The organism is Mesorhizobium sp. BR1-1-16, from assembly GCF_020165495.1.
Lineage (GTDB): Bacteria > Pseudomonadota > Alphaproteobacteria > Rhizobiales > Kaistiaceae > Kaistia.
Genome location: NZ_JAIUIE010000001.1, coordinates 621,795 through 635,956, shown reverse-complemented (window position 1 = coordinate 635,956; position 14,162 = coordinate 621,795). Strand labels below are relative to the sequence as shown.

General features: G+C 64.8%; 12 protein-coding genes and 1 pseudogene. 7 read left to right on the top strand and 6 right to left on the bottom strand.

Translation table 11 applies throughout. From position 1 onward, the window contains the following. Positions 1-9: 9 nt before the first annotated feature. The 6 genes and pseudogenes from kdpC to LB518_RS03090 all read right to left on the bottom strand — a co-directional run bounded on the left by kdpC (position 10) and on the right by LB518_RS03090 (position 5,639). Entirely contained in the window at positions 10-579 is a 570-nt protein-coding gene (kdpC, locus tag LB518_RS03115; RefSeq protein WP_224572880.1) for a potassium-transporting ATPase subunit KdpC, read from the bottom strand. Positions 580-581: 2 nt separating this feature from the next. After that, positions 582-2,639 (bottom strand): potassium-transporting ATPase subunit KdpB, encoded by a 2,058-nt coding sequence (kdpB, locus tag LB518_RS03110; protein WP_224572878.1) that lies wholly within the window; start codon positions 2,637-2,639, stop codon positions 582-584. A gap of 11 nt (positions 2,640-2,650) precedes the next feature. Then, complete coding sequence (gene kdpA / locus LB518_RS03105; RefSeq protein ID WP_224572876.1) at positions 2,651-4,360, bottom strand: potassium-transporting ATPase subunit KdpA; 1,710 nt, start codon at positions 4,358-4,360, stop codon at positions 2,651-2,653. Positions 4,361-4,376: 16 nt separating this feature from the next. Next, on the bottom strand, positions 4,377-4,463 hold the full coding sequence (locus tag LB518_RS03100; protein WP_224574278.1) for a potassium-transporting ATPase subunit F: 87 nt from the start codon (positions 4,461-4,463) through the stop codon (positions 4,377-4,379). A gap of 229 nt (positions 4,464-4,692) precedes the next feature. Then, entirely contained in the window at positions 4,693-5,061 is a 369-nt protein-coding gene (locus LB518_RS03095; RefSeq protein WP_224572874.1) for a hypothetical protein, read from the bottom strand. Positions 5,062-5,166: 105 nt separating this feature from the next. Further along, positions 5,167-5,639 (bottom strand): annotated as a pseudogene (locus LB518_RS03090) (VOC family protein). Between the two features lie 211 nt (positions 5,640-5,850). Here LB518_RS03090 and LB518_RS03085 point away from each other — a divergent pair. From LB518_RS03085 to LB518_RS03055, 7 genes are read left to right on the top strand one after another with little or no spacing between them, the layout of a single operon-like run. Continuing rightward, on the top strand, positions 5,851-7,479 hold the full coding sequence (locus LB518_RS03085; protein ID WP_224572872.1) for a methyl-accepting chemotaxis protein: 1,629 nt from the start codon (positions 5,851-5,853) through the stop codon (positions 7,477-7,479). Between the two features lie 24 nt (positions 7,480-7,503). After that, positions 7,504-7,968: a chemotaxis protein CheW gene (locus LB518_RS03080; RefSeq protein WP_224572870.1), complete on the top strand. Its 465-nt coding sequence runs from the start codon at positions 7,504-7,506 to the stop codon at positions 7,966-7,968. Further along, positions 7,965-9,203 carry a CheR family methyltransferase gene (locus tag LB518_RS03075; protein WP_224572868.1) on the top strand — a complete coding sequence of 413 codons (1,239 nt, stop codon included), beginning with the start codon at positions 7,965-7,967 and terminating at the stop codon, positions 9,201-9,203. Before LB518_RS03080 ends, LB518_RS03075 begins: the two co-directional genes overlap by 4 nt. Then, positions 9,200-9,814, top strand: coding sequence for a chemotaxis protein CheW (locus LB518_RS03070; RefSeq protein ID WP_224572866.1), 615 nt, complete (start codon positions 9,200-9,202; stop codon positions 9,812-9,814). The genes LB518_RS03075 and LB518_RS03070 overlap by 4 nt, the downstream gene beginning before the upstream one ends. After that, on the top strand, positions 9,811-12,063 hold the full coding sequence (locus LB518_RS03065) for a hybrid sensor histidine kinase/response regulator (protein ID WP_224572864.1): 2,253 nt from the start codon (positions 9,811-9,813) through the stop codon (positions 12,061-12,063). The genes LB518_RS03070 and LB518_RS03065 overlap by 4 nt, the downstream gene beginning before the upstream one ends. A 31-nt stretch (positions 12,064-12,094) precedes the next feature. Next, positions 12,095-13,114, top strand: coding sequence for a chemotaxis response regulator protein-glutamate methylesterase (locus LB518_RS03060; RefSeq protein ID WP_224572862.1), 1,020 nt, complete (start codon positions 12,095-12,097; stop codon positions 13,112-13,114). Between the two features lie 11 nt (positions 13,115-13,125). Beyond that, positions 13,126-14,136: a diguanylate cyclase gene (locus LB518_RS03055; RefSeq protein WP_286198538.1), complete on the top strand. Its 1,011-nt coding sequence runs from the start codon at positions 13,126-13,128 to the stop codon at positions 14,134-14,136. Positions 14,137-14,162: the final 26 nt, after the last annotated feature.

Below are 14,162 nucleotides of genomic sequence, written 5' to 3'. Positions count from 1 at the left end.
GTCGGCGGATCAGCCCTGCAGTTTGTCGAGCGCCAGATTGAGCTTCAGCACATTGACGCGCGGTTCGCCGATGAAACCCATGAGCCGCCCCTCCTGAGCATTCGTGATGAGATCCGACACATCCTTCTCGCTCAATCCGCGCGCCGCCGCTATGCGCGCCGACTGTGCATGGGCAAATTCGGGCGAGATATCCGGATCGAGACCCGAGCCGGACGCCATCGCGGCGTCGGCCGGAACCGACCCAGTCACGCCGGAAGCACGGAGTTTCGCGATGTTGGCAGCGACGCCATCGCGCAACTTGGCGGAGGTCGGGCCGAGATTGGAGCCGGACGAGGCATCAGCGTTGTAAGGGTCGGGTCCGGTCGCGGATGGCCGCGGCCAGAAGTAGCGATCCGAGGCGAAGGACTGCCCGATCAGCGCCGAGCCGACGACCTTTCCGTCGCGCTCGATGAGGCTGCCGCTAGCCGCGCCTGGAAAGGCGAGGCCAGCGACGCCGGTGATCGCAAGCGGATAGGCAAGGCCAACAAGAAGGGTGAACAGCGCCATCAAAACGAGCGCGGGCCGGATTTGAGCGAGCATGACTACACCAGATGGAGTGCGTTGACGGCAAGATCGACGAGCTTGATGCCCGCGAAAGGCAGGACGAGGCCGCCGAGTCCATAGACGAGAAGGTTGCGGCGGAGCAGCGCCGCCGCGCCGACCGGGCGATAGGAAACACCCTTCAGCGCGAGCGGAATGAGCGCCACGATGATCAGGGCATTGAAGATGACGGCAGAGAGGATTGCCGAGCGGGGCGATCCGAGGTCCATGATGTTGAGCGCTGCCAGCGCAGGATAGGTCGCAACGAACAGCGCCGGGATGATCGCGAAATACTTCGCGACATCGTTGGCGATCGAGAACGTGGTCAGCGACCCACGGGTCATCAGCAACTGTTTGCCGATCTCGACGATCTCGATGAGCTTGGTGGGGCTGGAATCGAGGTCCACCATATTGGCCGCTTCCCGCGCCGCCTGCGTGCCGGTCTGCATGGCGACGCCGACATCGGCCTGTGCCAGAGCAGGCGCGTCATTGGTGCCGTCGCCGCACATGGCGATCAGCCGGCCGCCCTCCTGCTCCTTGCGGATGTAAGCGAGCTTGTCCTCCGGCTTCGCCTCGGCGAGAAAATCGTCGACGCCGGCTTCCGACGCGATCGCCGCGGCAGTGACGGGATTGTCGCCGGTGACCATGACGGTGCGGATGCCCATGGCCCGCATCTGCTGAAAGCGCTCCTTGATGCCGGGTTTGACGACATCCTTCAAATGGATGACGCCAAGCAGGCGCGATCCCTCGCAGACCGCGAGCGGCGTTCCGCCGGTCCGAGCCACACGATCGACGTCAACTTGGAACGCGGCCGGGACGTTGTTCGGGCCGATACCGGCAAACCGCAGAACGGAATCGACCGCGCCCTTTCTGATCCGCCGTTCGCCGATGTCGACGCCGGACAACCGCGTTTCCGCCGCGAAGGGAATGATCGCGTCCGGCGTCACGTCGGGAGCGGGAATGCCATAGTCGCCCCGCGCCAGCGCAACGATCGAGCGGCCTTCAGGCGTTTCGTCCGCGAGGCTCGCAAGCAGCGCCGCTTCGGCCAGATCGCCTTCGCTCACCTCCGGAGCCGGCAGGAAATCGGTCGCCATCCGGTTGCCGAAGGTGATCGTCCCGGTCTTGTCGAGCAGGAGCGTATCGACGTCGCCGGCTGCCTCCACGGCCCGTCCGGACGTGGCGATCACGTTGAACCGCACCAGACGGTCCATGCCGGCGATGCCGATCGCCGAGAGCAGGCCGCCGATCGTCGTCGGAATCAGCGTGACCAGCAGCGCGGCGAGCACCGTCACCGAAAGGACCGTGCCGGAATAGAGAGCAAGGCTCCAGAGCGTCACCACGGCGATCAGGAAGATCAAGGTGAGGCCGGCCAGCAGGATCGACAGCGCGATCTCGTTCGGGGTCTTCTGGCGTTTCGCCCCTTCGATCAGGGCAATCATGCGATCGACGAAGCTCGAGCCGGGCGCGGTCGTGATACGGATCTTCAGACGGTCCGACAGAACTTCCGTGCCACCCGTCACGGCGGAGCGATCACCGCCCGCCTCGCGGATGACGGGCGCGGATTCGCCGGTGATGGCGCTTTCATTGACCGAGGCGATGCCGCTGATGACCTCGCCGTCGCCGGGGATCAGCTCTCCCGCATCGACCAGCACGAGATCGCCGACCTTGAGATCGGTAGCCGCAACCCGTTCCGTGGCATCGCCATGGCCGGTAAGCCTCATGGCGTGGAGGTCGGAGCGGCTGCGCTTCAGGCTATCCGCCTGCGCCCGGCCACGTCCCTCGGCGACAGCCTCCGCGAATGTGGCGAAGAGCACGGTGAACCAGAGCCACGCGGCGATCTGGCCGGAGAAGCCGGCTCCGTCATGAACCAGGAGATCGCGGATGAAGAAGAGCGTCACCAGCGCCGCGACGATCTCGGTCACGAAGATCACCGGATTGCGCATCAACTGGCGCGGATCGAGCTTCGCGAAGGCTGATCGGACGGCTGGAAAAAGGATTGCCGGATCGAGCACTCCAGGCGCCCGGTTCGTCGCCGGGACCGAGTGATGAGTAGAAGACATGATGTTTCCCTTCAGAAAGACTGGCCGGCGAGCATGGCGAAGTGCTCGACGATCGGTCCGAGCGCCAGGGCCGGAAAGAATTGCAGGCCACCGAGGATGAGGATCACGCCGATCAGCAGACCGACGAAAAGCGGGCCATGGGTCGGAAATGTGCCGCTCGAGGCCGGCGCCCGGACCTTGGCGGCGATGGAGCCGGCGATCGCGAGGACCGGGATCACATAGGCGAAGCGTCCTAGCAGCATGGCGATGGCGAGCGTCGTATTGTACCAGGGTGTGTTGCCGGAGAGCCCGCCAAAGGCGGAGCCGTTGTTTCCCGCCGCCGAGCTATAGGCGTAGAGGATCTCGGAAAGTCCGTGCGGCCCCGGCGTGCCGATGCTGGCGACGGCTGCAGGCAGCATCGCCGAGACGGCAGTGAAACCGAGGATCGCCACCGGAAGGATCAGCACGGCCAGCATGGCGAACTTCATCTCGCGGCCATCGATCTTCTTGCCGAGAAATTCCGGCGTGCGGCCGACCATCAGGCCGGCAACGAAGACGGCGAGAATGGCGAAGACGATCAGCCCGTAGAGTCCTGATCCGACGCCGCCCGGCAGGACCTCGCCAAGCTGGATCAGGAACATCGGCACGAGGCCGCCAAGTCCGGTCAGCGAACCATGCATGGCGTTGACGCCGCCGTCGGACAGTCCCGTCGTGACAGCGGCATAGAGCGCGCTCGCCGATTGGCCGAAGCGGACCTCCTTGCCTTCCATGTTGCCGGCCGATGGGTCGATCCCAAGCGCGGTCAGGATCGGGTTGCCATGCGCCTCGGCCCAGTAGATGACGCCGACCCCTGCAATGAGCAGGATCGCGATGGTAGCCACAAAGGCCCAACCCTGCCGGCGCTCGCCGACCATCTGGCCGAAGCTGTAGACGAGCGCGGCGGAGACGGAGAGCATCGCGAAGATGTTCAGGAGGTTCGACAGCGCGCTCGGATTTTCGAAGGGATGAGCGGCATTGACGTTGAAGAAGCCGCCGCCATTGGTGCCGATCTGCTTGATCGCCTCCTGGCTGGCGACGGGACCGAGCGCGATCACCTGACTTCCCCCTTCGAGGGTCGTCGCCGTTACCGAGGACGTAAGCGTCTGAGGCAGGCCCATCGCCACGAAGACGAGCGCGACCACGATCGAAAGCGGAAGCAGCACATAGAGCGTCGCCCGGGTGAGATCGACCCAGAAATTGCCGAGCGTCTTTGCCCTGGAGCGCATGAAGGCGCGTGTCACAGCCATCGCGATAGCGATGCCGGTGGCGGCCGACAGGAAGTTCTGCACGGTCAGCCCTGCCATCTGGCTGAACTGGCTCATGGTCGTTTCGCCGGCATAGTTCTGCCAGTTGGTGTTGGTGAGGAAGCTGACGGCCGTGTTGAAGGCAAGATCCGGCGCCACATCACCGAAGCCTTGCGGGTTGAGGGGCAGAACCGCCTGAAGCCGCAGGATGGCGTAGAGCACGACGAAGCTGGCGATGGAAAAGGCCAGCATCGCGAGCGCATAAGCGAGCCATCCCTGCTCGCGCTGGTCATCGACCCCGGCAAGCCGGTAAAGCGCCTTTTCGGCCGGCATGAGCACGGGCGACAGAATTGTGCGCTCGCCCGAAAAGACGCGCGCCATATAGAGGCCGAGCGGCTTGATCACCGCGAGAACGGCAAGACAAAGGGCTGCGATCTGCAGCCATCCGACGAAGGACATGAAACGCTCCGTTGGCCTAGAATTTCTCTGGATGAAGCAGCGCGATGACCAGATAAGCGGCCACCAGCAATGCGACGCCGAGGCCGATGAGGGGCTCGATCATGAAAGCCTCACATCAGCCGGGCGAGCAGCCGGCCATAGGCGCCGAGCGCCAGAAGCGAGCCGATGCCGATAACGAGATAGATGACGTCCGCCATGATGCGTCCCTTGATGATTTCGCAGGGACGAAAATGGGCGGATCGACGTCAGTTATCGATTGCGGAGGCAGAGCAGCCGCATCAGGAAAAGATAAGGAAAGGAGGCTGGGCGACCGGGGAGTGGCTCTTCGCGCGCTAACGGTCGAGCGTCATGCAAGTGAGGGCGTGGGCCGCCGATTTTTCGCGAAACACCGTGCGCATCTCTGGCCAGATCTCCAAGTCGACGGCACGGGCGACGACAGCCTCGATCATGGCGGAGGCCGCAGACTGGGTGGCCGCGTCGCCTTCCGCCAGCGCGCGCTCGATCCCGTCGAACACAGGCTCGCTGGTGCCGATGCCGGCCGCATCAAAATCGTCGGCCAGCCTGTGGCCAAGTGCCAGCAGCAGGACGGCGGACGGAACTTCCTTCGGCGACCAATAGCGCACGGCTTCGTCGCGCGCGGTCCTGAGAGCGGGCGAGAGAGTTGCCATCTCGTCGATGAACGGCGCGGCAGTTTGATTCATGGATTTCACAGCCCGTCTTTGCCCCGAAGAATGAAGATGGGGCGGCAAGCTGCGAAGTCGAGGGAGGCCGGCGACGATGATCCTCGCCCCGGCCTCGATGTTGCCTCACCCGCGGCGGGCCGCCTCGATCGCGGCGATATCGATCTTTGTCATGGACATCATGGCCTCGAACGCGCGCTTCGCTTCGTCGCCGCCGGCGGCGAGCGCATCCATCAATGCGCGCGGCGTGATCTGCCAGGAAAGACCCCATTGTCGCGGCACCAGCCACAGGCGCTCTCCTGGCCACCATTGCCGACGATGGCATTCCAGTAGCGGTCGGTCTCTTCCTGATCATCGGTCGCGATCTGAAACGAAAAGGCCTCGCTGTGCTTGAACATCGGGCCACCATTGAGACCGAGGCATGGAATGCCGGCCACCGTGAACTGGACGGTCAGGACGGCGCCTTCCTTGCCGCCCGGGAAATCGCCCGGCGCGCGATGGACGGCATCGACGGAACTGTCGGGAAAGACGCTCGCATAGAAATTCGCGGCGGCTTCGGCCTCGCCGTCATACCAGAGACAGATCGTGTTCTTCGCCATGGCGCTTTCCTCCGCTGCTGGCTTGATGAATTCTCGTCTGAACGAGGCCACTGGCAGGCGTCGTCCACCTCTGACTTGCGTCACCGCCGATGCATAACATCACATCGCCTGACGCAACGGAGCTGAAACCAATCGGTGCCATGGTCAGCCCGAAAATGGCGCCTGATCGACGAACACCCTTTCGCCCGCGCCCTGATGACGGACACAGCCAATGATGAACCTGTCGATACGCCACCGGATCCTCGTCAGCTTCCTGGCGGTCCTCGTGGTCCTGACAGCGATCGCTGGCACTGCCTATTACTGGTTCCGGCAGACGGAGCGCGAAGCGACGATCGTCGAGACCAACTCGGTTCCCTCGCTTGTGGCAGGGCTCAAGATGCGCGCCGCCTGGAGCGAGGGGGTCGCGCTCTTGCGCCAGCTCGCGCTCGACGAGACCCCGGCGGCAAGAGCCGGCACCATCGCGGCGATCCTCGAAAATCGCCAGAGATTGAACGCCCTCATCTCCGATTTCCGCCAGAGGATCGATACCGATCAGGATCGCGAAAGCGACCAGACGCTCCGTGCGCTCGGCGATGACTATCTGACGGCCGAGGACACGATGCTGAGCGCTGCGAAGTCGGGCGCTTCCGCGCCAGCGCTTCTTGCGACGCTACGCGGTGACCTCGAACCGCGGCTGCAGAAGATCCTCGTCTCCATCGAAACGATGGCGGCCAACAATCAGGCCGAGACATCGATCTCGACGCAAAAGATCGTCTCGATCGTGCGCTCAGCCGAGCTCGCCCTCGCGATCGGCTTCGTCATTGCGGTTATCCTGGCCCTGCTGGCCGGGATTGTGCTGTTTCGCGCCGTCACGATCCCGCTGGGCAAGCTGCTTGGGCTCGTTGAAACGATGCGTCAGGGCGATTTCAGCCGGCGGCTTCAACTCGATCACCGGGACGAATTCACGACTCTCGCCGACGGTTTCAACAGCATGGCCGACGACCTCACCACCCTGATCGGCCAGGTCCAGCGCTCGAGCATCCAGGTCAACACCTCGATCACCGAGGTGGCCGCGACATCGAAGGAACAGCAGGCAACCGCGAGCGAGATTGCCGCCACGACGACTGAAATCGGCGCGACGTCAAAAGAGATCTCGGCAACCTCTAATGAACTGGTGCGCACGATGGACGAAGTCTCCGCGATCGCGGATCACACGGCAACACTCGCCGGTGGCGGCCAGGCCGGTCTTGCACGCATGGAAGCCACCATGCGGCATGTAATGGAAGCCGCCAGCGCGATCAACGCGAAGCTCGCAGTGCTCAGCGAGAAGGCCGGCAACATCAATCAGGTCGTCACCACGATCACAAAGGTTGCCGACCAGACCAATCTGCTTTCGCTGAATGCCGCCATCGAGGCCGAGAAGGCGGGGCAATATGGCCGCGGCTTCGCTGTGGTCGCGACCGAAATCCGTCGCCTCGCCGACCAGACCGCCGTCTCGACCTATGACATCGAGCAGATGGTCAAGGACATCCAGTCGGCCGTGTCCGCCGGCGTAATGGGCATGGACAAGTTCTCCGAGGAGGTGCGGCGCGGCATGCTCGAGGTGCAGCAGGTCGGCGGGCAACTGACCGAGATCATCCAGCAGGTGCAGGGTCTGGTGCCCCAATTCGAGATCGCCAACGAGGGCATGCAGGCCCAGGCGACGGGCGCCGGACAGATCAGCGAGGCGCTGTCACAGCTTTCCGAAGCGGCACAGCAGACCGTCGAATCGCTGCAGCAATCGACGCTTGCCATCGATGAACTCAACGAAGTGTCGAATGGCCTCCGCGGCGCGATCTCGCGGTTCAAACTGCGCGCCTGAACGAGCGAGAGCGAGGGTCCGCGCATGCTGTTCCTGATGTTCCGCGTCGGCAAGGACCGCTATGTTCTCGACGCCGACCAGATCGAGCAGATTCTGCCCTTCATGGAAGCGAAGGCACTGCCCGGCGCGCCGCACGGCGTCGTCGGCGTGATCAACTATCATGGCGCGCCCGTCCCGCTCATCGATCTTTCGAGCCTCGCCGTCGGGCGACCATCGGCCACGGTCATGAGCACGCGGATCATCCTCATCCGATATCCATCTGCCGAAGGGACGGATCGCCGCCTCGCCCTTTGCGCCGAACACGTGGTCGAGACGGTATCCCGGCCAGCGTCAGATTTCGTCCCGACGGGTGTCGAGGCGGGCACCCCCGCCTATCTCGGCCCAGTCGCCGCCGATGCCGAAGGGCTCATCCAGTGGATCCGCGCCGAAGCGCTGTTGACGGCTGAAATCCGCGCCATCCTGTTTCAAGACAGCGGGGCGGCGATATGATCACGGCCGACATCGAGAGGCTGCTCCGCGACACGATCGGGATGAATGCAGACTCGGTCAGCGGCTCCGTCATCCAGTTCGCCCTCAAACAGCGCATGGCGGCGACGCAGATTGCAGAACCCGCGGCTTACTGGCGCCTTGTGACGGAATCGCGCCACGAATTGCAGGAGTTGATCAACGCCGTCGTCATCCCGGAGACTTGGTTCTTCCGCGACCGCGAGGCCTTCGCCGCGATGGTGCGTCATGTGCGGGCGAACCGTCGGCCGGGTCAGCCGATCCGCATTCTCAGCCTGCCCTGCTCGACCGGCGAGGAGCCCTATTCGGCGGCGATGGCGATGTTTGATGCCGGCTTCTCGCGTTTGGACTTTCGCGTCGAGGGCATCGACGTCTCGACGCGCAACATCGCCGAAGCGGAGCGTGCCGTCTTCGGCCGCAATTCGTTTCGCGGCGAGGATCTGGCCTTTCGCGGACGCTTCTGCGAGGCCGTGCCAGGTGGCTATCGTCCCATTGCAGCGGTGCGGGAACAGGTCACGTTCCGCGCGGCCAACCTTTTCGACGTTGCCGTGCCTGTCGCACCGGAATCCTATGACATCGTGTTCTGCCGAAACCTCCTGATCTATTTCGACCGCACGCGCCAGGAACGAGCTCTGGGGCGCCTCCGCCAGCTTCTCGCGCCGGGCGGCATGCTGCTGGTCGGTCCGGCGGAGTCGAGCCTTCCGACGCTGTGCGGCTTTGTTTCGGCACGCATGCCGATGGCGTTCGCCTTCCTGAAGCAGAGCGCCGAGACGGTTTTGCGGCCAGAAGCAGTGCCGCCGCCGAGGGCGAAGCTTCCGCCGCGGCGGTCCGCACCGGCCGTTACCCGGCCGATCCAGCGGCGCCGAGACATCGCCCCTCATCTGGACGCCGCGACGGATCCTGCCAAAACCAGCCTGGCAGCGATCGAGCGCGCAGCCAATGCCGGACAGCTGAACGAAGCAAAGGCAGCGGCTGGCCAGCATATCGATCGTTTCGGGCCCACTGCGGATGTCTATTACCTGCTGGGCCTCGCGCATGACGCAGCTGGAGAGCCTGCCCTCGCCATCGAGAACTATCGCAAGACGCTCTACCTGGCGCCTGATCATCGCGAAACGCTGGCGCATCTGGCGCTGCTGCTGCAACGTCAGGGTGACGTTACCAGCGCCAAGATGATGAACAACCGGCTGGCGCGGATCGAGAAGAGGAGCCGTGCGCCATGAGCGGCGATTCCGAACCGGCAGAGAGAAAGGCTGGCGCCAGCGCGAGCAGCCTGCTCGACCGCCCCTTGCCGCCTGGCTATCGCGAGGACTGGGCGCGCCATTTTGCTGACACCGCTGCCGTCTCCAATAGGGTTGCCGATTCCGCCTCAGCTGATCAGACCGTCGTGATCTTCCGCATCGGCGCGGAGTGGCTGGCGTTGTCGACCGCCCTCTTCCATGAGATCGCCGAACCGAGACGCATCCACTCGCTGCCGCATCGGCGCGACGACATGCTGCTTGGCATCGTCAATGTGCGCGGCGAGCTGCTGGTCTGCGTGTCACTGGCGGCGCTGCTGGGCATCGGCGATGGCCCATCTAGCCAGCGCAGTGACCGCATCAAGACCTTCGCGCGCATCGTCGTCATCGGCCGCGAGGGACGCCGTCTGGCCTTCCCGGTCGACGAAGTGCACGGCATTCACCGCTATGCGGAGGCCGACCTCACGGCGACGCCGGCCACCATCGGCAAGGCAGCCGCGCGCTTCGCGACGGCCATGATCAGTTGGCAGGGACGCAGCGTCGGCCGGCTCGATGATCAACTCGTTCTCGATACGCTCGATCGGAGCATCGCGTGAGCGAAGATCTCAGCCAGTTCTCGCTGCTTGATCTGTTCCGCGCCGAGCTGCAATCGCAATCGCAGGCCCTGACGGACGGGCTTCTCGCGCTTGAGCGGGATCCCGTTGCCGCCCCTCAGCTCGAGGCCTGCATGCGCGCGGCCCATTCGCTGAAGGGCGCCGCTCGGATCATCGATCTGGCCCCCGCCGTCCGCGTTGCGCATGCCATGGAGGAGTGTCTCGTCGCCGCGCAGCACGGCCAGCTTCGCCTTCGCCGCGATCACATCGACATCCTGCTGAAAGGCGTCGATCTGCTGGGTTTGGTCGCATCCGGAGCGCCGGAAGGCGGCGATGCGGCCCTCCCAGCCGTCGTCGATTTCGAGCGTCAGCTTGAACTGGCGTCGAGCTCCGATGCCCCCGACCTAGACCAACACCCAGGAGCTTTGGCGCCGATGCCGGCCGCCGAGCGAAACGCCGCATCGGAGGCTGCGTTCAGCGAGGCTTCGCCGACCGCCGTCAGTTCGGACCGGATCGTCCGGATCACGGCCGAAGGCATGACCCGCCTGCTGGGGCTGGCAGGGGAATCGCTGATGGAGGCGCGCCGCCTCCGGCCTTTCGCCGATGCCCTGCTCCGCCTGAAGCGTCACCATTTGGCCCTGGCCAAAGCCGTCGACGATCTCCGCGCGACGCTGCCGCCGCAGGGCAGCGACCCTCGGGTTGGCCAGGCATTCGCCGAGGTGCTGGACCGGCTGGCCGACAGCCGCGATTTTCTTGCCGAGCGCCTCGCCGAACTCGACACCATCGACCGCCGCGGGACGGACCTTGCCAATCGGCTCTATGCCGAGACCCTCCAAAGCCGGATGCGCCCCTTCGAGGATGGCGTGCGCCATTATTCGCGCATGGTGCGCGATCTCGGCCGCGCACTGGGCAAGGACGTCAGTCTTGAGATCGTCGGCGGCTCCAACAGTATCGACCGCGACATTCTCGACCAGCTCGATGCGCCGCTCGGCCATCTGCTGCGCAACGCCGTCGACCACGGCCTCGAAATGCCCGAGGAACGAGTAGCTGCCGGCAAGCCCCCGGAAGGCGTGATCCGCCTCGAAGCCCGCCACAATGCCGGCCTGTTGCAGATTATCGTCGCCGATGATGGGCGCGGCGTCGATCTCGACCGGCTCCGCCGCGCCGTCGTCGCGCGGGCACTGACGAGCGAAGAGACCGCCGAACGCCTCAGCGAGGCGGAACTGCTCGAATTCCTGTTCCTGCCCGGCTTCTCGATGAAGCCGACCGTCAGCGACATTTCCGGCCGGGGCGTCGGGCTCGATGCGGTCCAGAGCATGGCCAAGCAGGTGCGCGGCGTCGCCAGCGTCACGACGCAGCCGGGCGCGGGCACGCAGTTTCAGCTGCAACTTCCCCTCACCCTCTCGGTGGTGCGGACCCTGCTCGTCGAGATTGCCGATGAGCCCTACGCATTTCCGCTCGCCGGCATCACGCGCACCTTGCGCCTGCCGCGCGACGCGATCGAACTCCTGGTCGGACGGCCGCATTTCCGCTTCGGTACGCGCCAGATCGGGCTCATCACGGCGCATGAACTTCTTGAGCGCGGAGAAGCGCAGGCGGGCGATGGCGATCTCGCGGTCGTCGTAGTCGGCGAAGGCGAGGACTCGTATGGTCTGATCGTCGATCGCTTTCTCGGCGAACGGGAGCTCGTCGTGCGTCCGCTCGATCCGCGCCTCTCCAAGGTCAAGGATGTCAGCGCCGCCGCCCTCATGGAGGATGGCTCGCCGGTCCTGATCATCGATATCGACGATCTGGTCCGCTCGGCGGAGAAGCTCTCGGGCTCGGGACGGCTGCGCACGTTGCAGCGCAGCGCTGCAATGAGCGGCGAGCGGCGGCGCAAGCGCGTTCTCGTTGTCGACGATTCGCTCACGGTCCGCGAACTCGAGCGCAAGCTGCTGGACCATCACGGCTATGAGGTCGAGGTTGCGGTCGACGGGATGGACGGCTGGAACGCCGTTCGCGCCGGCAGTTTCGACCTGGTGGTCACCGATGTCGACATGCCGCGCATGGACGGGATCGAACTGGTAACACTGATCAAGCAGGACGGCCGCCTCGGCGCCCTTCCGGTGATGATCGTTTCCTACAAGGACCGCGAGGAAGACCGCCGGCGCGGCCTCGACGCCGGAGCGGACTACTACCTCACCAAGGGGAGCTTTCACGACGAGACATTGGTTCATGCCGTCGCGGATCTGATCGGAGAGGCATCGGAATGATGCGAAGCGTGGCCTGGCAAGGAGCGAGCCCATGAGAATCGCGATCGTCAATGACCTTCCGATGGCTGTCGAATTGCTGCGACGGCTGATTGCGACAACGCCGGAACATCAGCTGGCCTGGACGGCCGCCAATGGACGCGAGGCGGTCGAGGCCTGCCGGCGCGACCTGCCGGATCTCGTGTTGATGGACCTCACGATGCCCGAGATGGATGGCGTCGAGGCAACGCGGCGGATCATGACCGAAACGCCCTGCCCGATCCTCCTGGTCACGGCAAGCATCGATGCGAATGTCGCCGGCGTCTACGACGCCATGGGCTACGGAGCGCTCGATGTGGTGGACATTCCAGCTGTCCGCCCGAATGGCGATCTCGCCGAACAGGCGGCGCTGCTGCTCTCGAAGATCACCACGATCCGGAAGCTGACTGGCGACGGCCGGCCATCGCGGGCGACACATGATCCGCTCCGCCGGGAGACCGGCACCGCGCGGAAGCTCGTTGCGATCGGCGCCTCGGCCGGCGGCCCCGCCGCCGTCGCCGCGGTTCTTGGCGGGCTGCCGGGCAATTTCGGAGCGGCGCTCGTGCTGGTCCAGCATGTCGACGCGAAATTCGCGCCCGGCCTCGCGTCATGGCTCGGGCAACAGACAGCGCTTGGTGTCAGAACCGCCGAGGAAGGGGACCGGCCGGAGACGGGCGTCGTATTGGTCGCGGCGACGAGCGATCATCTCATCTTCAAATCGACCGGCGAACTCGGCTATACGTCCGAGCCACGCGACTATCCCTATCGCCCATCCGTCGATGTCTTCTTCGAGAGCGCGGCACGACGGTGGCGCGGCGAATTGTGTGGCGTATTGTTGACCGGAATGGGCAGGGATGGAGCCAAGGGCCTGAAAATGCTTCGAGATCGTCATCATTTGACGATTGCACAGGACAAGGCGACCAGCGCCGTCTACGGGATGCCGAAAGCGGCTGCCGCGCTCGCTGCGGCGGCCGAAATTCTCCCACTCCATGCGATCGCCGGCCGGCTCGTCGAAGCCAGCATGCGATCCTTCTGAAGAGAGGCAGCATGACTGGCCAATCAGAGGCGGCCGCGGCACCATCGCTTGCGCCGGCTGAGAGCTACAATTCCATGGTCCTGCTGGTCGACGATCAGGTGCTGGTCTGCGAGGCGGTGCGGCGCGCCCTCGCGGGAGAAGCGGATCTCGACTTCCACTACTGCACTAATCCGCTCGATGCCCTGCGCGTCGCGGACGAAGTCAAGCCGACGGTCATCCTTCAGGACCTCGTGATGCCCGGCATCGACGGGCTGGATCTCGTACGGCAATATCGCGGCAGGGCGACGACGCACGCCGTTCCGGTCATCGTGCTCTCCACGAAGGAGGACCCGACCACCAAGAGCGAAGCGTTTCAGGCCGGCGCCAACGACTATCTGGTCAAGCTCCCCGACCGGGTCGAACTCATCGCGCGCATCCGCTATCACACGCGCGCCTATCTCGACCACGTCCAGCGCGATGCTGCCTATGCCGCTCTCCGGGAAAGCCAGCGCCAGCTGATGATCGCCAATCTGGAACTCGAGCGGCTGACGCGGATCGACGGGCTGACCGGTCTCGGCAACCGGCGCTACTTCGATGAGTATATCCAGGCGGAATGGCGGCGCGCGGCGCGCACCGGTACGCAGATGTCGCTCATCATGATCGATGTCGACTATTTCAAGCGCTACAACGATACCTATGGACACCTCGCGGGCGATGAAGTCCTGAAGAAGGTTGCCGGCGTCATCCAGAGCGGCGCCAGCCGTCCCGCAGACCTCGCGGCGCGGTTCGGCGGCGAGGAGTTCATCATCGTTCTGCTCGATACGCCGCTCGAAGCGGCCGGAATGGCGGCCGAACGTCTCGTTCAAAGGGTGCGCGATCTCGCCATTGCCCATGGGGACAGCTACCTGACGATCAGCGCCGGCGTCGCCACGGTGACACCCCATGAGGGGCTTACGCCCGAGAGCGTCATCAATGCTGCGGACCTTGCCCTCTTCCGCGCCAAATCGGCCGGGCGGGCCCGGGTCGAGCTTTCCAACATCTAGGCGGACTGGGAGACCGGCGGGTCGCG

What these genes read in the sequence shown, in the direction of transcription:
- kdpC (WP_224572880.1), bottom strand. Translation starts at nt 579, where the DNA reads ATGCTCGCTCAAATCCGGCCCGCGCTCGTTTTGATGGCGCTGTTCACC.
- kdpB (WP_224572878.1), bottom strand. Translation starts at nt 2,639, where the DNA reads ATGTCTTCTACTCATCACTCGGTCCCGGCGACGAACCGGGCGCCTGGA.
- kdpA (WP_224572876.1), bottom strand. Translation starts at nt 4,360, where the DNA reads ATGTCCTTCGTCGGATGGCTGCAGATCGCAGCCCTTTGTCTTGCCGTT.
- LB518_RS03100 (WP_224574278.1), bottom strand. Translation starts at nt 4,463, where the DNA reads ATGATCGAGCCCCTCATCGGCCTCGGCGTCGCATTGCTGGTGGCCGCT.
- LB518_RS03095 (WP_224572874.1), bottom strand. Translation starts at nt 5,061, where the DNA reads ATGAATCAAACTGCCGCGCCGTTCATCGACGAGATGGCAACTCTCTCG.
- LB518_RS03085 (WP_224572872.1), top strand. Translation starts at nt 5,851, where the DNA reads ATGATGAACCTGTCGATACGCCACCGGATCCTCGTCAGCTTCCTGGCG.
- LB518_RS03080 (WP_224572870.1), top strand. Translation starts at nt 7,504, where the DNA reads ATGCTGTTCCTGATGTTCCGCGTCGGCAAGGACCGCTATGTTCTCGAC.
- LB518_RS03075 (WP_224572868.1), top strand. Translation starts at nt 7,965, where the DNA reads ATGATCACGGCCGACATCGAGAGGCTGCTCCGCGACACGATCGGGATG.
- LB518_RS03070 (WP_224572866.1), top strand. Translation starts at nt 9,200, where the DNA reads ATGAGCGGCGATTCCGAACCGGCAGAGAGAAAGGCTGGCGCCAGCGCG.
- LB518_RS03060 (WP_224572862.1), top strand. Translation starts at nt 12,095, where the DNA reads ATGAGAATCGCGATCGTCAATGACCTTCCGATGGCTGTCGAATTGCTG.
- LB518_RS03055 (WP_286198538.1), top strand. Translation starts at nt 13,126, where the DNA reads ATGACTGGCCAATCAGAGGCGGCCGCGGCACCATCGCTTGCGCCGGCT.